Here is a 16,714-nt window from a genome sequence, read left to right as displayed (position 1 = left end):
GCTTGGGAAATCCCGCCTGCCTATGGTCGGGCGAGCGCGCCACCGCACACGCATGGACGCGCTCCGAGTCGCAACCCCGCGTCCGCCGAGCGGTGACCGGGCTAGGAGGAGTTGGATGTTCCAGAACGCCGACGACGCGAAGAAGTTCATCGCGGATGAGGACGTGAAGTTCGTCGACGTCCGTTTCTGCGACCTGCCGGGCGTGATGCAGCACTTCACGATCCCCGCCTCGGCGTTCGACCCGGACGAGGACCTGGCGTTCGACGGTTCGTCGATCCGCGGCTTCCAGGCGATCCACGAGTCCGACATGGCGCTGCGCCCGGACCTGTCGACGGCCCGCGTGGACCCGTTCCGCCAGGAGAAGCACCTCAACATCAACTTCTTCATCCACGACCCGATCACCGGCGAGCAGTACAGCCGCGACCCGCGCAACATCGCCAAGAAGGCCGAGGCGTACCTCGCGTCCACCGGCATCGCGGACACCGCGTACTTCGGCCCGGAGGCGGAGTTCTACGTCTTCGACTCGGTGCGTTTCGAGACCTCCGCGAACCAGGGCTTCTACCACATCGACTCCGAGGCCGGCGCCTGGAACACCGGTGCCCTGGAGGACAACCGCGGCTACAAGGTCCGCTACAAGGGCGGCTACTTCCCGGCCCCGCCGGTCGACCACTTCGCGGACCTGCGCGCCGAGATCTCGCTGGAGCTGGAGAAGTCCGGCCTCCAGGTCGAGCGCCAGCACCACGAGGTCGGCACCGCGGGCCAGGCGGAGATCAACTACAAGTTCAACACGCTGCTCGCCGCCGCCGACGACCTGATGCTGTTCAAGTACATCGTCAAGAACGTCGCCTGGCGCAACGGCAAGACCGCCACCTTCATGCCCAAGCCGATCTTCGGCGACAACGGCTCCGGCATGCACGTCCACCAGTCCCTGTGGCAGGGCGGCCAGCCGCTCTTCTACGACGAGCAGGGTTACGCGGGCCTGTCGGACACCGCCCGCTACTACATCGGCGGCATCCTCAAGCACGCCCCGTCGCTGCTGGCGTTCACCAACCCCACGGTGAACTCCTACCACCGCCTGGTCCCGGGCTTCGAGGCCCCGGTCAACCTCGTCTACTCGCAGCGCAACCGCTCCGCGGCCATGCGCATCCCGATCACCGGGTCGAACCCGAAGGCCAAGCGCGTCGAGTTCCGCGCCCCGGACCCGTCGTCCAACCCGTACCTGGCCTTCTCCGCCCTCCTCCTCGCGGGCCTGGACGGCGTCAAGAACAAGATCGAGCCGTCCGAGCCGATCGACAAGGACCTCTACGAGCTCGCCCCGGAGGAGCACGCGGGCGTCCCCCAGGTCCCCACCTCCCTCCCGGCCGTCCTCGACGCCCTGGAAGAGGACAACGAGTACCTCCAGCAGGGCGGCGTCTTCACCTCCGACCTCATCGAGACCTGGATCGACTACAAGCGCACCAACGAAATCGCCCCGATCCAGCTCCGCCCGCACCCGCACGAGTTCGAGCTTTACTTCGATCTCTAAGGGGCGGGGTCGGGCGAACGCACCGCGTGTGCGCCGCAGCCCGGCCGGTGCTCCGAGGCCATGACAGGTTGACCAGTGAGGGCCGCTTCCCGGATTCGGGGGGCGGCCCTCATGTTTCGTCGGCTCATGGCCAAGCGGCGCGCTCAACGGGCGGCAAGGGGCAGTACGTACTCACCGGCCAGTCGGGCCAGGTGGAGAGGGAGCGGACGAGCCAGCGGCGGGTAGTCGTCGTGGAAGCGGAGTTGGTGCGCGAGGGTGGCCCACTCGGCCGGCTGGTCGGGCGGCTCAGTACCCCGCCCGGCGTCCGCCAGGGCCTTCTCCGAGAGGCAACCGAGCACGGTCAACTCCAGGCAGCCGGGATTCCAGGCGGTTTTTCGCGGGGCCGACCTGCCGAATTCGGTGGGCACCAGTTTCATGAGTCCCCTCGGGCGGGTCGCGGTGTGCGGGACATCCGCGGTGCTGCCGAAAACCCGGTGGTCCGGATCGGTCGGGCCCCACACGCCCTTGGTGAAGCCCACCTTGCCCTTGCCGTCGTGTGCGTACCACTCGGGTACTTCGTCACGGCCGTTGCCATTGCGGACCAGGATGACGCGCAGATCGGGTCCGTAGACGGCGAGCCGCTGATTCGGGCCGTCGCCGAAACCCAGCATGTCCTTCATCAGAGCTCCGTTGCGCAAGCGAGGCCAGCACTGGCGCAGGTTGCCCGCATCCGCCAGAAAGAGCGTCGGACGGTCCCGCAGTTGGTAGAGCAGCATTCTGATCTGCCGTTCGGCCTCTTGCTGCCAATGGTGGTCCGACCGCGCCCCCGTGCCGTAACCGCTCTTGTTCCGGTCCGGCCGTGCGTCCACCTCTTCCGCTGCCCGAGCGCCCACGGCCAGCGACTGGAGCAGACGGGGATAGGGCACCCACTCGGCGCGGTCCGGATCCCAGCCTTGGACGGCGTTCTCACCGGGGCAGACGCGTACCGCGACCAAGCGCCGCGCGGGGCAGCGGGTGGGCCCCTTCCTGGTGTAACGGACCAGCCAGAGGGCCACGTACTGCAGGTCACCCGGGATCCCCGCACCCACCCGGTGGGCAGGCGGAGAGATGGCGCCGAGTTGGCGGAAGGCGTCCAGCCACGTCCATCGGGCGCGATGGACGAGGGTGTCCTCCATCTCCTGGGGCAGGGCGATGAACTGGCTCAGCCGACCCTGCCGGGCGCATGCGATGCGCAGAGCGTGCTTGGGATCGGACCCCGGGACGGTGCTGAATCCCTCCTTGCCCGCGATTTCAAGGATCGACAGTCCCAGCGCCCCCTCTGGCCGGTCGATGTGTTCGGCGGTGAGTACGCACCTGTCGTCGATGGCATCGGCCAGCCGAAGGGCAACGGGGCGTCTGGCATCGCCCGGCACCTTGAGTGCGGCGGCCAGGGATCCCGCGGGGCGGGTCCGGACGCGGATATCGATGCCGTCCGCTTGCCAACGCCAGGTATCAGCAGCGCCCTCGACCGGCCGGCCCGGCGAGAGGCCGACCAGTGCAGGCAGCTCCGCCAGCAGGGCCTCCTTGGTCTCGGCATTCTGCCATCGGAGGTCAACGTCGAGGGGGGCGCCGTTCAGCACTCGGGCCAGTGCAGATCGGCGACTGAGTGCCAGGGCCGCCTCGCGGCCTTCCGCCTGGCCGGCCGCAGCCGAGCGAATCAGCAGTGAGGGGGTGTTCTTCCTGGTCACCCGAGTCAGGTCGGGTACGCGCCGCAGCATCGGCCGCAGCCCCTCCTCGACCCAGGCATCGAGCAGGGACCGCTCCTTGGGCATCACACCGGCGGCCACGCTATGCGGGCCGAGCACCGGGCTGTAGACCATGCCCGCGGCGATGCCGTCGCGGCCCTTGAGCCACTTCTCCGGCGCGGAGAACAGGTCCATGGGCTCGGGGTAACGGCGCACGATGTCCAGGTCCGGCAAGAGGATGGCCGCACTGTGGCGGCGCCACGCCAACCGCCCCCGACCGCGGTCGAAGGCGAGGGCGTTCTCCACCAACCGGGGCGCGCGCCCCGGGCTGTCGGGCCAGGGCAGCGGCGCGTCCAGCAGCACGGTCATCCCCCGCAGCTGACCGGGCTGGACCTCGAGGTGGGTGGCCCACCGGCGGATGCTCGTGGAGACGTGAACACGGAAGCTCTGAACGAATGGCACCGTGTGGACGGTGATGGTGATCAGAGCCGAGTAGTACCAGGTGCGTTTCTTGTGCTCACAGGACTGCGGCGGCCAGGAGACCAGCTCGACACCGTTCTCGCGGCTGACCACACGGAAGCGGATTTCCGGGCCCAGCGCGCGCAGCGGCCGGGCGGCAAGACGGTGCGCGACCCACTCCGGCAGCAGGCTGTACAACCGCCGGGCGGGTTCAGCGGTGCCACCGGGCGAGACGGAGGTTTCGGTGAAATCGATCTGTTCCGTCTCCCAGGCGGGCAGGTTCGCCACAGTGGCGTCCAGCCCTTCGAGCAGCCGGTCCTCCAGCTCCGGATCCGTGGTGTCGTCGGCTTCGGTCCCGTCGTCCTGGCGTCCGCGCAGCAGACCCGCTGCCCAGGTACCGACCAGTGGGCCGACCACACCGGCAGGCACCGGTTCGCGGCCGTACAGCCACGTGGCGTCGGACACGGCGTCGGCGTTGCGTGCGGTGGCCACGACTCCGGGTGCCATCGCCCGCAGGAGAGAGTTGAGCTGGCGGATGGGCAGCCTGGACGGTCCTTCACTACGCCTGCGGGTCCGCTCGTGCAGGCCGGTGAGAGCCGTGTGCAGGTCCTCGCCGAGCCGCATGACGTACAGAGGCTCCAGCAACGGCCCGTACTCGGGGTCAGGTTCGTAGGCAGTAGTGCGGATCGTGCCGTACATATGCTCTCCTTCGCTCCGTGCGGGTTCAGGCCGGCGTGGACACGCTGTGGGTGGCGGCCTGGGCGGTGCCGCTCTGTTCCGCCAGGCAACGGTCGAGCATCCGCCAGAGCGGCTTGTAGAGTGCCTGGACGATGAACCGGTCGTGTGCCGGGACGGTGTCCGCGTCGGCGAAGTAGGGCCGCAGGACGTCATGGATGCTGTGCAGAAGGCTGGTCTCGGGGGTGTCGGGCCGCGGCGGGGTGGCGGCCTGCCGAGGTGTGAAGGCCGAGTCCACGAAGACCACCCGGGCCGGTACCCCACCACGCACCAGGCGCCCGATGACCTGCCACATCAGGACGAGCAGGTCCCAGGTGACCTGCTCCCGGTCGTCCCGCAGCCGGCTCCAGGCCATGCTCCGTCGCAGCACCTGGTACCACCGTGACCGCGCTTTGTGCCGGACTGCTTCGGCGCCGTCCGCCACCGTGGCTCCGCTGCGCACCCACTGGGCGAACTCACCGCTCGCCTGCTTGCGGACGATCCAGTCGTTGATCGCGTGCACCGCGAGTGAGAGATCCTCCGGGTGCGGGTTCGGCCGGGCCAGGAAGTACACCGTACCGATGGCGGCCTCATCGTCCTTGTTGAGGATGTTGTGGCCGCGTTCGACCGCGAGCAGGGGTGCGACCAGGATATCGGCGTCGCAGTCCTTGAGATTCTCCACATCTCCACGACGCAGTACCCGGGCGCGCCGCCCTTCGCCGTCGCGGTCGTCGTACTCGTCGTCCTCAAGATCCGCATCGTCCGAAACAAGCCGGAGTACCCGGCCTTTCCAACGGATGTTGAGGTTGTGGAGTGTGTCGGCGACGATCTGGGCTTCGGCGTAACTGCCGACCAGGAGCAGGATGTGCTCGCGTTCGTCCTCTAGGTTCAGCAATTCGCGTTCGAGGGGCCCGCCTTCGTCCTCGCCGTCCTCCGCACTCCGTCCCAGCACGGTGGCGATGTGTCGAAGCTTGTCCGGCCGGTGGACGGGGTCGGTACCGGAAACGTGCAGGAATCCACCGTCATGCTCGATGAATTCGAAACGCATCAGGCTCTCCTCGGCGACGCGATCGCGGTCGGTTTCGTCCTTCGGCAGGGGGCTGATGATCGCGCCGACTTCCACAGCGACGTGATAGCGGCTGGACTCTCCCGCCCAGCTGCTGCCCGACATGAGGAGGACGTGGGCTCCGGGCCGGCCGTCGACCGCGGCCAGACCGGGCAGTTGCCGCAGCAGCTCCCGGCCGACGCCACTGCACCGGAAGAAGGTCAGCTCACCGCTGCGGACCCCGCCCCCGTCCTGTCCCTTGACGTGGAACTTGAAGCCGATGACGTTGCCCATGGGGGCCTCGGGCACCATCGGCCCGTAGTCGACCGGCCTGCTGTACATCGCGTTGAAACCGAGGTTGAGGGCCGCCTCCACCCTCGGCCACATCGCGTTGATCAGAGCGAGTTTGGGCTCCAGAGCGCACAGCAGCAGGGTGAATTCGAAGTGCTGGGCGAATTCCGTGCGCCATTGCTCCGGAGTCTGCGGCGGCCGGGGTTCCCTTCCGCGCCGCTTCCCGCCGCGCTCCCAGCGCTCCCGCTTTTCCTGCCACTCGGCGTACTCCCGCTCGTACTCCTGCTGCTTGCGCGGCATGAAGGACTCCAGCCGGAACACCTGGTCCATCACTTGCACCACCCGGCGCCTGGTGTTATCAGGATTGCTGGTGTGCAGGATCTCATTGAGCAGGCCGGTGAGGTCACCGAAGTCTTCTTTGGTGAACCGGAAGCGGTCACCGAAAGGATTGTCGCGGAAAGCGTCCAGCTTGTTCCAGAGGGCTTCTCTTTCCGCTCTTTCCGTTGTGTCGGCTTCCTCGGCGCGATCCTGGCCGCTGTCCGCCGTTTCATCACCCTCATCGATCCGGTAGCGCTCGTCGAGGAGGCCCAGTTGCAGTGTCCACGCGCTGAAGTAGCCGATACGCACCCACGTCCGCAATGAATGGTCGGCGACGAGCATCGCGTACAAGCGGTCGGTGGCTGTCTGCGCCGTGTTGAGTGCGGCGGTGAAGTTCTCCACGTCCCGGTCGGACAGCTGCACTCGGCCTCCGACCACGAGTTCACGCACCTTGTGGCCGATCAGCTTGTCGATGAAGCCGCCCTCGTCGCCGCCGGCGAGTGGAACAGCCGGCGCGAAGGTCTCATCCCACTGCCGCTGTACCCGGTCCGCCTCATCCACAATGACGAGGTCGCTCCGGCGGCACGCCAATTCCAGGTACCGAAGGCGTTCTCCGTTCTGCGGGCGGGGCGGGGAGGCGTCGACGAGGGCAGCGGGTGTCGCAACCCAGATGTCCGCCTCCACCAGCCTCTGCGACGTGTGGTGCCGTGGGCACACGGACCAGTACGGGCAGCTCAACGACTGCCTCTGCCACCGTGACTCCTGACGCCCCGGCGTGGTCTCACGCTGCCGGGAGCGTTCGGGGCGGAGCCGGGTGCAGGGCGCCTCGCCGAAGGCCAGCGGCTCTCCCCCGGCCATACCTCCGCGCAGCGCGTTCACCACACAGGACGTTCCGAGATGATCGAAAGCCGGGTCCTGATGGGCGAGCAGCCGGTGTTCGCCCTGACCGGCGAGCCGTCGATGCAGCCGCTGCGCGTGCCGCTCCCTGCTGTTCGCTCCCAGGATGGGCGCGGCGGCGCCGTCGGTGTAGTCGTTGTAGAGCTTCACCAGCTTGAGCACTTCGACGACGTCGCCGACGACCACGGTTACCCTCCCCTTCTTCGGGCTGGTGGCGAGGTGGACGGCGATGATGTCCCGCAAGGTGCTCTTGCCTGCTCCGACGATGCCGAGCAGGTGCTGGATGCGGTCCACGGTGAACGTGTTCGCGGTCTCGAACCCGTTCTCGGTCCTGACCGAGAGGATGAGCCTGCCGAGCCGGCCGGCCCAGTCGCGGTTCCGTATGGCGTCCATGCGGACCGCCGTCTTCTTCAGCTCTTCGAAGCTGAAGGCAAGGGCTTCCCCCTTGCGTGGCGGCAAGGCGTCGACGTCATGGCGGACGGGCTCCCCGGGCGGTGCGGGGGGCAAGTTCACCACGGCCATCGTGCGGCTGATCGGGAAGGCATGCAGGCCCGGTCCTGCCACTGGTGGGCGATTGCCGGCGAAGGGGGGTGCGACGCGCAACAGTTCGTCGTACGTGTCCCATCTGTCGTCCGCTACCGACAGGGGGCGGCGCCGGGCCGGCCGGTCCGGATCCGGCACGTCGAAGCCACGCAGGACGGCGTTGATTCCCTGGTACCGCTCAAGCGCTTCCCGCCAGGCCCGGCGCCTGCGCAGCGTCCACATCGAGTAGCGACCGGCGCGGAGAACCGTCTCGCTGTCCGGGGGCAGGGGAATTCCGGACTCGCGGGCGAAGGGATAGCCGCTGAAGAGGACCCAGGCATGCGCAGCCGGGGTCCCGGGCATCAACCGTTCCTGGAGACGCAGCCCGATCTCCACCTGGCAGAGGGATTCATAGGCGATCGTCGCATCGCTCGGCTCGAACCGCCGGAGCTGTGTGATGACATCGTGCACACCACGCGCGAGGCTACGCATGGGCACCTTCTCCCTTTTCGTTGGAGAGTGGGTCGTGGGGACGCAAGTGGCGCTCCAGCTCATCCGCGGTGGTGAGGATCACCCGTCCGCGGCACTCTCGGCTGAGTGCGCCGTCAAAAAGCGCGCGGTAGCCGTTCTGCTCCATGGCACGCCGTGGGACCACCATCAAGACGGGCTCGGTGGTGTGGGAGAAGAGTGTGACGGCCCGGCCCGCCATGAGGGCAGGCTGCCGCCGGTCCCAGGCTTGTATGAGACAGGTCCGCAGCCCGCTGCCGGCAACGCGGTAAGCGCCGATCCCACTGTTCTCCAAAAGGTGGTAATCAGCGCCGATCCGCACCAGCTCGTCCAGCGCTTCCTGTTCCGTACGGGACGAGGCCGCGAGGAACACGCGAAGGCTGCGTCGAAGCACCAGGCAGTGCCCCGGCCTCCGGAGCAGACGGAAGCGGACGCCATGCGGGCAGACCTCCCCCTCGCACCAAGTCCCGGGCCCGCTCTCCCACTCATCATCCCGGGTGCGGGCCGGCAGCCCGCACGTGCCGCACACCGCCAGCAGCTTCCGTTCCATCAACCCCTCGGGAAGCGGTTCGTACAGGGTCCTGACCGTGTTCCAGACCACCGCGCTCCAACCAGGTGCGAACCGGTCCTCCTGGGTGACCACGGGGTGGTGCGCCAGGAACTTCCGGCATCGGCGATACCGGTCGGCTGAGCCGCATCTGTGCGCCAGACCCGCCAGCGCGTCGAGCGCGTCCTGCTCGGCCCGTCCCGGCTGCCCCAATGGCGCCACCTCCAGGCAGGTACGCGTCGGCACCAGACCTACCGGATCGATCCAGCGGGCGTCATAGGTCATCGGAGCCGGAGGGACACCGAACACCGGGTCGGCCGCTGGGCGCCGGGTGCACCACGACATCAGCTCGGGAAGGCTCTTCGGCGGCGCCCAGCCGTGGTTGACGCAGTGCAGGGTCACCCGGTCGAGTGCGAGCTGTGCTTCGCGGGGGTAGGGCAAGGAGAACGACCTCAGCTTGTTGTGCTCCGACAGCACGGTCAGAGCATCTGCCAGTCCGAGGAACAGGTCCTTGTCTTGATCCGTCCCCGACGGCCCGTCCGCGCCGGGCGGTGGTGGGGAGCTCAAGCGGCCTCCTTCTCATTGGCGCGCGCCGAGCACCACCGCGCGACTTCGCAGCGGGTACAAGCGGCGCCGGGGGTGGGTGCGTAGTGGTCGTCCCGGTGCCAGTCGGCCACCAGCCCGCGCACCGTTTCCTCGGCAGCCGCCCGGATCTCCGGAGCACGGGGATCAACGATCTCCAGGTCCGCTCCGGCCGGCCGAAGCACCTCCAATTCGATACGGGCCCGGGTGGGCGAGCCCCCCAGGTCCCCGCGCGAGAGGAGCAGCGCTGCCAGCGCCAGTTGCGGATAGCGCTCCAGCAGGCCTTCGGGCCGGCCCCAGCCCGTCGCAGAGGTCTTCGTCTCACGCCACACCCACGAGTCACCGTCGCGGTAGAGGAGGTCCGGTTCCGCGATCACGAGAACGTCGCTGAAGGGGTCATGGCGGACCACCCGGGGTTCCACTCGCACAGCGCTGCGGTCCCGAACGCATCGCAACGGGCAGACCGCGGCATGGCGACGGAGCAGCAGTGCGCCGAGCCGCTGTTCTTCCTCGGGGAGTTCGAACCCGTCCGGGACCCACTGGGCGGGGACGTCAACCGTGCACGGCCGGTGGAGGCCGTGGCGTTCGGCGAGGTAGGCGTGCACGGCGCGGCCCCGCTCGGCCGAAGGGCTGCGCTCGACGGCCTGGGCGGCCGGCAGGTGCAGGCGGCGCATGTGGTCGCGCGCCGGGCAGGCCCGGTAGCTCCGGCCGTTGGTGACCGACCAGGTGCGGCGGGGCCGTCCCTCACCTGTCACGCCGAGCAGTCCCGGCGCCCTGCGCAGGGCTGGGCACACTGCCAGATACGCGCAGCCCGTACACGAGGAGCCGGGCCGGAATTCCCGACCGTCCAGCACGGCGGACAGTGCCTCGGGCCCTCCGCCCTTGCGATAGCGTTCGACGGCCTCCGCCCGCGTTCCCTCGAACAAGGTCCGGGTACGGCCGTCCAGCAGGGCGAACTCGACGATCCGCACGCGCTCCGGAAGCGGTCCGGGAATGCCTTCCGCGGTGGCCAGAGCCGCCGCCGCGACATGGCCCCGATGGGGCTCCGCGTCCTTGATCCGATTGACGGGGAGACGCAGTTCGCGCCGCGTACCGTCGGGTGACCGGAGGCACCGACCCCATACGGTGATGCGGTACTCACGTGCTCCCCGCTGGTCGGGTTCGGGCAGCTGGTACCGGTAGGACCAGGCGGGCACCTCGGTCATGGGCGAGGCGGGGTCTTCCGGGAAGGCCGCGCCGTAGTGCTCGTGGGCGTGCGCGGTCCACTGCTGCAGTCCGTCGTGGACCGAGGCGTGCGAAGCCTTCATGAACGGTCCGAAGGCGAAGTGCTCCAAGGTTTCGCGTGTGCTCTCCGGCCGCGCCCTGGGCCGGCAGCCACGCGCTTTCATGGCATCGGCCGCTGGGCAGCGGTAACCGGTGTCCTTGAACATGCCCAAGGACACCGTGAAGACTTCGGATCCTTTGTCCACCCCATCGGGGGGCGACCAGGAATCTGCCACGTTCGCTCCTCTCATCGCGGCAACGGCGCTCATGTACGGGCGCCGGGAAGGCAGGAACATGTACCAGCAGAGAAAGCTCGTACTGAATCGCTACGAGGTGTTCGGCCAGGTCGGCTGCGGCGGTCAGGGCGAGCTGTATCGGGGACGGGACACGGAGACGGGCCGACAGGTGGCTGTCAAGCTCCAGAAGGCGCGCCTTTTCGAGCCGGCGCACAGTTATCAGGAAGCGGGCGAGGAGTTCGAAGCGGAAGCCGATATGACCCAGATGCTCACAGGGGTCGACGGGATTCCGAAGGTCCTGGGCAAGGGCATCGTCGGAGGTGGACGCCGCTGCATCGTCCTGGAGTTCATCGACGGCGTCCCTTTCTACGACGCGATGCTCAGCAGGCGCCCGCTGCGGGTCTCGACGGCGGCCTCGGTGATCGGCCAGCTGTGCGAAATCCTGCACCGCGTCCACGAGCGGAAGTTGGTGCACCGCGACATCAAGCCGGAGAACGTCATCCTTGATCCGAGCGGGCGGGTCTGGCTGATCGACATGGGCCTCGCGCTGCCTCACGGCGTGCCGACCGACAGAGGCTCGGGCACACCCGGCTACGTCCCTCCCGACGAGTACGACGGCTGCCCCGACGGCGTGACGCCCTTGTCGGACATCTTCGCGCTCGGTTGCATGCTCCTGGAGATGACCGTCATGCAGCTCCCCTACGCGGGCATGGCCGAGCGCCCCGCACCTGACTGCCCCGTGCTGCCTCCCGACCGTATGCTGCGGGTGCCTCCGGAGTTCCGCTCTCTGGCGCTGAGCATGGTCGACCGCGCCCGGCAGAACCGTCCCCAAGGCGTAACGGAGGTCTTCGACCAACTGCGCCCCCTCCTGCCGGCCCTCGGCTCGAAACCTCCGGCCAAGCCCCTGCGCCCCGACCCCACCGAGTACTACCGGACGCGCCGCCCGACTCTGTGATGCGCCGACGGCTCCCTGTCACCTGAGACCTTCCAGCTGGGCCAGCGCCTGCTGCACACCTTCCTCGTCGCCCATGAACTCCCGCAGTATGGCCACCCGTTCCCATGCCTTCACGGCTTCCTGGACACGGCCCGAGGACAGCAGGACGTGCGCGTACCGCGACAGGGCCTTGGCTTCGTTGGGCCAGTAACTCAATTTCTGGTAGATGGCGATGGCCCGCTCGTAGAGGCGCAGCGCCTCGTCGCGCTCGTAGCGGATCGCATGGATCTTGGCCAGGGTGGTGAGGACGTTCGCCCTGCCGTTGGCGTCATCCGTCAGCTCGAAGATCCGCAGCGCCTCGCCGCAGGTACGCAACGCCTCGTCGTATCCACCACGTCCGTACTGCACCGTGCCGACGCCATTGAGCGCCGCGGCCGCCCCCGCCCTGTCCCCCAATGCCTCGAACAGATCGAGTGCGTGCCGGTGGCCCTGCTCCGCGGTATCGAGATCACCCTTGCGTTGATGTCCAACGGCCCGCAAATGAAGGGAGAGCGCCAACCCCAGCCGGCCGGCGCGGTCGCTCAGCCCGTCACCGAGCCGGACCGCGGCCTCGGCATTGCGCAGCCCGAGGTCGATGCGTCCCGCTCTCAGCTGGCTGCCCGCCAGCATGCGGTACACCATGGCCCGGTCAGCGGGTGAGGCGCAGTCCCGGGACGCCGCTTCCGCCTCCGTCAGCCGGCGCTCGGCGTCGGCGTGGCGATTGCGCCTCCACTGGTACGGGACCAAGGCCATGGAGAGCAACCAGACGTACTGAGGGAGATCGTCGCGCAGGGCCAGGTCGATGCCCTGCAAGCACACCTCGTACTCGGCGTCGAGGTAGGCCATCGCCTCCTCTTCCGACACCGGATCGGTGATCCGCAGCCCCTGTGGCTCGTCGATGGGCAGGCTCCGCTGCGGGTCGATCACACGGTCGCAGGCCACCGCATTCTGCAGCTGGTGCGCCAGCACCCGGTGGACCGTCTCCTCCCGCAACCGCTCGGCCGGCCGGTCGCTTTCGGGTGACACGTAGTGGCGTGCGTGAGCGCGGACCAGATCGTGCAGAAGGTACCGGTCCGCTGCCCGTTCCACGAGGTTCGCGTCGATCAGTTCGTCAAGCGCCCGGTCGGCGGCGTGGCCAGGCGTCGCTCCGCCCAGGTCCATCGCGGCTGACCAGTCCATGCTGGGCCCCGGATGGATCGCCATCTGCCACAGGAGGGTTCTGGCTTCTCCCGAGAGCGCTTCGACGGAATAGTCCAGGGCCAGGCGGACGGAGCGCTCGTGGCCGAGCACGTGAAGTTCCTCCAGCCTCTTGTCCTCCAGGCTCAGCCGCGCGACCAACTCGGCGACGCCTTGGGGTGAGCGGCGCCCTACGGGCTTGGCGAGGACCGAGAGCGCCAAGGGCAGCCGGCCGCACAGCTCGACCAGCTTGTCGACGGAGGGGCGGCATTTCTCTCGTGTGCTCCCCGACATTCCCGCGGAGACGATTTCCGCCGCGGACTCGCAGTCCAACGGCTCGATGCGGCAGACGTACACGTCCTTCCGGGTGGTGAGGTCCGGAAGTTGGTTTCTGCTGGTGATGACGACGACGGAGGTGCCGGTACCGGGCAGCAGCGGCAGCACCTGGCCGGACTGGGCGGCGTCGTCCAGCAGCAGGACGACGGAACGCGTCGCCAGCCGGGACCGTAGGGCGCCACTGAGCGCCTCGGCATCGGTCGCCTGGGTCTGCATGCCGAGATCGGACAGGAACCGGCTGAGAATCTGCCGCGGTTCAGCCGGACTCGTGCCTTCACCAGAGAAGCCGTTCAGGCTCGCGTAGAGAGTGCCACCGGGGAAGTCGCCTTCCACACTCCGGCAGAGATGGTTCGCCACCGCGCTTTTCCCTACGCCCGCCATGCCGGTCAGCAGGATCACCGCCCCTTTGCCCTCGGCCCGCCGCTGCGCGATGTACTGGCGCAGCGAAGTGAATACGCCGTCCTGGCCGATCACCTCGCGGTCCGCCGGCGGAAGCTGGCGCGGTATCAGGTGCTGGGGTTTCTCCGGGGCCGGTCGGGCACGGAACACCCCTCGGGTGATGTCGCGGAATGCCTGGTCGAGTTCCGGGAGTTTGGGACAGCCGCGTCGAGCCTTGTACTCCCTGATCATTTTCCTGGCCGCCTGCGAGGACTTCGCAGCTGTCGCCAGTAATCGGTAGTAAAAATCCGCTCACCGTATGCCCAGTTGTCCGGGAACCGCTCCATGAAGTCTTCGGTCTCTTTGAGCAGCCATTCGTCCTCACGAATCTCCCACGCGGCGGCCAAGCAGTCGATCATCAAGACGCCCCATTCCTCGCGGAGTTCGGCCCGTCGCCGTTCGAAAGTGCGCCCGGGGAGGCCCTGCAACGGCCCGCCGGGGGACCACTTCTCACGTGCCCCGCACAGGCCATGGAAGCGCGCAAAGGCGTTCATCCCACGGGCCCTGTGTGCTTCTTCGCGAGAGATGAGGTAGTCGATGCGGCTATCCGACAGATCCATCGAACATGCGCCCGACTTCATGCGCCCAACGCGTCCGCCGAGACTTTCCCTCAGATACGACAGCTGGCGGCTGATGACGTTATCGCTGGCGCCTCCCTCCGGCCAGACGTGGGCCGCGATCTCGTCACGCTCCACTCGGTGTCCGGGCGAGAGCACGAAGAGAGCGAAGAGGCCGGCCAGCTTCGAGGCGCCCTCCACACCGCCGTGACCAGGGACAACAGCTTTGACCGGACCGAGTACGAACCCCTCCACGATCTCTTCCCCACCTCCCGTGACGGCCCTCGGCCGCCGTTCCGACACGGCCCCTGTATCCGTGCGCAGTCGCCGGCACGCTCACACCTGAGTGCATCCGCGCGCTTCATATTGGCTTCATATTCCCCTCAGATCAGGCCGAGCGCCCGAGGGCGGAGCGCGGCAGCATTGCTGTCAGCCGGGCCCCGGAGGCGGACACTGCAAGCCGTCAACGGCCCAGCTGCTCCCGATAAAAGGAGCCGTTCGCATCCACCGTTCGAGCCGGCGACGACGTCGTGCGGCTCGGCACGAGCACGAAGGAGAATCCGCATGAACCAGCGACGCAACAAGGGGCGAGGGGGCCGGTTGCGCTCCTCGTCGATCCGGGGAGGCAAGACGCCGAGCCTGCCGAAGCGGCCGAAGGCGACCCCGGAGGCCCCGCCGGCCGCCACGCCCACCGAGACCGAGAGCGACTCGGTCTAGGAAAGGCCGCAGGCGCTTCTGCGCCGCAGGCCGCTTTCCGGGTGCCCGCCGTCCGGCGGGCACCCCCTCCTCGGCACGAGCGTTCCGTGGGCGCCCACATACCGCTGCAAAAACAGCTGAGGCAACCTCGCTGCTCGTGTCTCCAGCCGTCCAAATCTGAGGCGCGTGGGACTCACGACCACTTCGTCCCATTTCGCCGTGGCCGAACGCGGACCGGCACCGCGCCCATCCCCCACCTCCACGCCGACTCTGGCACGCCACACGTTCGAGAGAGGACATCTCTTGGCACCGGTAAATTCCGGCGGCGCGTTCGCCGCCGTCACGGCCCACTTCGCCCAGCCGCAGGCCACCGAGCACCTGGCCCTGGGCGTCTCCCGTCAGCCGGGGAGCGAGCCCATGACGCTCTGCCCGACCCAGGCGAAGCAGGCCCTGTACGGCGACCAGGCGGACGCGTCACTCGCCGCTCCGATCTGGCAGGCGGCCATTCGAGCCGCACAGGCCGACGCGACTTCCGGCAGCCCGTGGCAGCTCCTGCTCATCTGGCTCGCCCTGCCCCGCCTGACCGGCACCGTCCGCCGGATTGCCACACGGCTGCGTGTGGACCCGTTGGACCTCGAAAGCGAGATGATCCTCGCGTTCCTTGAACGACTGACCACCGTCCACCCTGATTTCCCGGGCGCCATCGACGAGTTGGCCCGAGCGGCGCGCAGCAGTGCGTGGCGGTTCGCGCGCTCCGGAAGCCGGAGCATCCCGTCGGCCGATATCGAGGCCGCCGCTACGCGGCACGGCCACCCCGGAACCACCGTGTACGGCGAAACCGACGAGCAGGCCCTTGAGGACCTCGACCTGGAGATCCTGCCGCTCCCGGGGCCGGCCGGGCTGCGCGCCGAGCTCCGTTTCACCTCCCGGGCAGAGCGGCTCGAAGGAGAGCGACTCGGCATGCTGGCCGGGCGCCTGGACCTCCATGACGTGGTCCGGCAAGCCCGTCGCACGGGTGGCCGGCGACGGATCGGAACCCTGTCGCTGCGGCCGCACGGGAGGCGCTCGTGAGCGGCTCGGACCCGGGTCACGGCCCTCTGACGTTCACTGAGGTATTCGATCTGCCTGTGGCGATCGACCTGCGCACGGCGGCCCGGGCGCTCGGAATCTGCCGGCAAACCGCCTATCGGCTGATCCACCGGGGCGTGTTCCCCTGCCCGGTGGTGCGGGTAGGTGGCCGCTTCCGGGTACCGACGACCCCTTTGATGCGGGTACTGGGGATCGAGGAGCGACCGGTGTACGCGGTCGACCTGGAAGCGGGCATGGCCGCGGAACGGGACGGTGACGTATGAGGAACGTGTCGCGCTCCTCATATGACGCCTGAGGAACACTCCGCGCCGATCGCTTCATCGCGGCAAGGGCCCCACTCGTTCCGGGTGGGGCCCCACCGGTGTCCCGGCCTGGATCGGGCCGGCCGGCCCGGACGCAAGGCGTCCAAGCCGGCCGGTCCTCGGGCTGTGCCGCTCAGCAGTTGTCGTAGATCAGGGCGCGGACCAGGCGGCAGGTGGTGTCGGAGGGGTGGTGGACGCCTATGGCGTGGGCGGTGGTGCGGATTTTGGTGTTGGTGGCGTGCTCGGGGCGGTAGGTGCCGGTGTCGAGGAGGGCTATGGCCAGGCGCATGGCCTTGAGGCGGCGGTTGTGGGATTCGTACCGCTCGCGGGGCCAGCCGGCGGGGAGCGGTTTCTTGGGGAGCGGGTGGGCCGGGAGGGGTGTGGTCATGGGTGTGGCGACGGCCATCCGGCGGACCTCCTGGAGCTTGGTGAACCCTCACTTGGTGCTTTCTATTTTAGCGGTGGGGACTGACAAAAGCCCCTGGTGAGGAGGGATTTGGAGGGGTGCGGGCGGCCGTGGGCCGAGGGGGTCAGGGGG

At 68.5% G+C, this 16,714-nt stretch carries 12 protein-coding genes; 5 read left to right on the top strand and 7 right to left on the bottom strand.

Features of this window, described 5'->3' with window-relative positions; all coding sequences use genetic code 11:
- The first annotated feature begins 115 nt into the window (after nt 1-115).
- The gene (glnA, locus tag ADL22_RS30885) at nt 116-1,525 is read left to right on the top strand and encodes a type I glutamate--ammonia ligase (RefSeq protein ID WP_066987412.1); all 1,410 of its coding nucleotides are present in this window, start codon (nt 116-118) and stop codon (nt 1,523-1,525) included.
- A 143-nt stretch (nt 1,526-1,668) separates the two neighbouring features.
- Here glnA and ADL22_RS30880 read toward each other — a convergent pair whose 3' ends face one another.
- Genes ADL22_RS30880 through ADL22_RS30865 form a run of 4 tightly spaced genes read right to left on the bottom strand, consistent with a single transcriptional unit; the run spans nt 1,669 to nt 10,540 of the window.
- Entirely contained in the window at nt 1,669-4,386 is a 2,718-nt protein-coding gene (locus ADL22_RS30880; RefSeq protein WP_066987409.1) for a pPIWI_RE module domain-containing protein, read from the bottom strand.
- A 25-nt stretch (nt 4,387-4,411) separates the two neighbouring features.
- Nucleotides 4,412-7,945 (bottom strand): hypothetical protein, encoded by a 3,534-nt coding sequence (locus ADL22_RS30875; RefSeq protein ID WP_107116448.1) that lies wholly within the window; start codon nt 7,943-7,945, stop codon nt 4,412-4,414.
- A 13-nt stretch (nt 7,946-7,958) separates the two neighbouring features.
- Entirely contained in the window at nt 7,959-9,095 is a 1,137-nt protein-coding gene (locus ADL22_RS30870) for an HU-CCDC81 and SPOR domain-containing protein (protein ID WP_066987406.1), read from the bottom strand.
- Nucleotides 9,092-10,540 carry a PD-(D/E)XK nuclease family protein gene (locus tag ADL22_RS30865; protein WP_234430921.1) on the bottom strand — a complete coding sequence of 483 codons (1,449 nt, stop codon included), beginning with the start codon at nt 10,538-10,540 and terminating at the stop codon, nt 9,092-9,094. Before ADL22_RS30865 ends, ADL22_RS30870 begins: the two co-directional genes overlap by 4 nt.
- Between ADL22_RS30865 and ADL22_RS30860 the strand changes: the two genes are divergently transcribed.
- Nucleotides 10,539-11,564, top strand: a complete 1,026-nt coding sequence (locus ADL22_RS30860; protein WP_079064564.1) for a serine/threonine protein kinase — start codon at nt 10,539-10,541, stop codon at nt 11,562-11,564. The genes ADL22_RS30865 and ADL22_RS30860 overlap by 2 nt on opposite strands.
- Nucleotides 11,565-11,582: 18 nt before the next feature.
- On the opposite strand, the gene ADL22_RS30855 is transcribed toward ADL22_RS30860, so the two are convergent.
- Nucleotides 11,583-13,724 (bottom strand): tetratricopeptide repeat protein, encoded by a 2,142-nt coding sequence (locus tag ADL22_RS30855; protein WP_066987398.1) that lies wholly within the window; start codon nt 13,722-13,724, stop codon nt 11,583-11,585.
- Nucleotides 13,721-14,344, bottom strand: a complete 624-nt coding sequence (locus tag ADL22_RS30850) for a winged helix-turn-helix domain-containing protein (protein ID WP_159048749.1) — start codon at nt 14,342-14,344, stop codon at nt 13,721-13,723. The genes ADL22_RS30855 and ADL22_RS30850 overlap by 4 nt, the downstream gene beginning before the upstream one ends.
- Before the next feature lie 309 nt (nt 14,345-14,653).
- Between ADL22_RS30850 and ADL22_RS35575 the strand changes: the two genes are divergently transcribed.
- From ADL22_RS35575 to ADL22_RS30840, 3 genes are all read left to right on the top strand, one after another.
- Nucleotides 14,654-14,806, top strand: a complete 153-nt coding sequence (locus ADL22_RS35575; protein WP_159048748.1) for a hypothetical protein — start codon at nt 14,654-14,656, stop codon at nt 14,804-14,806.
- A 282-nt stretch (nt 14,807-15,088) separates the two neighbouring features.
- Nucleotides 15,089-15,856, top strand: a complete 768-nt coding sequence (locus ADL22_RS30845) for a hypothetical protein (protein WP_066987392.1) — start codon at nt 15,089-15,091, stop codon at nt 15,854-15,856.
- The gene (locus ADL22_RS30840; protein ID WP_066987389.1) at nt 15,853-16,137 is read left to right on the top strand and encodes a helix-turn-helix transcriptional regulator; all 285 of its coding nucleotides are present in this window, start codon (nt 15,853-15,855) and stop codon (nt 16,135-16,137) included. The genes ADL22_RS30845 and ADL22_RS30840 overlap by 4 nt, the downstream gene beginning before the upstream one ends.
- 172 nt (nt 16,138-16,309) lie before the next feature.
- On the opposite strand, the gene ADL22_RS30835 is transcribed toward ADL22_RS30840, so the two are convergent.
- Nucleotides 16,310-16,582 carry a hypothetical protein gene (locus ADL22_RS30835; RefSeq protein ID WP_066987386.1) on the bottom strand — a complete coding sequence of 91 codons (273 nt, stop codon included), beginning with the start codon at nt 16,580-16,582 and terminating at the stop codon, nt 16,310-16,312.
- Nucleotides 16,583-16,714 lie beyond the last annotated feature (132 nt).

The sequence above is a fragment of the Streptomyces sp. NRRL F-4489 genome (genome assembly GCF_001509485.1).
In the GTDB taxonomy this organism is placed as follows: domain Bacteria; phylum Actinomycetota; class Actinomycetes; order Streptomycetales; family Streptomycetaceae; genus Streptomyces.
This window is presented reverse-complemented; position numbering and strand designations above follow the sequence as displayed.

Coding starts and splice junctions, on each gene's coding strand:
- ADL22_RS30835 (WP_066987386.1), bottom strand. CDS start 16,582: ATGGCCGTCGCCACACCCATGACCACACCCCTCCCGGCCCACCCGCTC.
- glnA (WP_066987412.1), top strand. CDS start 116: ATGTTCCAGAACGCCGACGACGCGAAGAAGTTCATCGCGGATGAGGAC.
- ADL22_RS30880 (WP_066987409.1), bottom strand. CDS start 4,386: ATGTACGGCACGATCCGCACTACTGCCTACGAACCTGACCCCGAGTAC.
- ADL22_RS30855 (WP_066987398.1), bottom strand. CDS start 13,724: ATGATCAGGGAGTACAAGGCTCGACGCGGCTGTCCCAAACTCCCGGAA.
- ADL22_RS30865 (WP_234430921.1), bottom strand. CDS start 10,540: ATGTTCAAGGACACCGGTTACCGCTGCCCAGCGGCCGATGCCATGAAA.
- ADL22_RS30860 (WP_079064564.1), top strand. CDS start 10,539: ATGCCCAAGGACACCGTGAAGACTTCGGATCCTTTGTCCACCCCATCG.
- ADL22_RS35575 (WP_159048748.1), top strand. CDS start 14,654: ATGAACCAGCGACGCAACAAGGGGCGAGGGGGCCGGTTGCGCTCCTCG.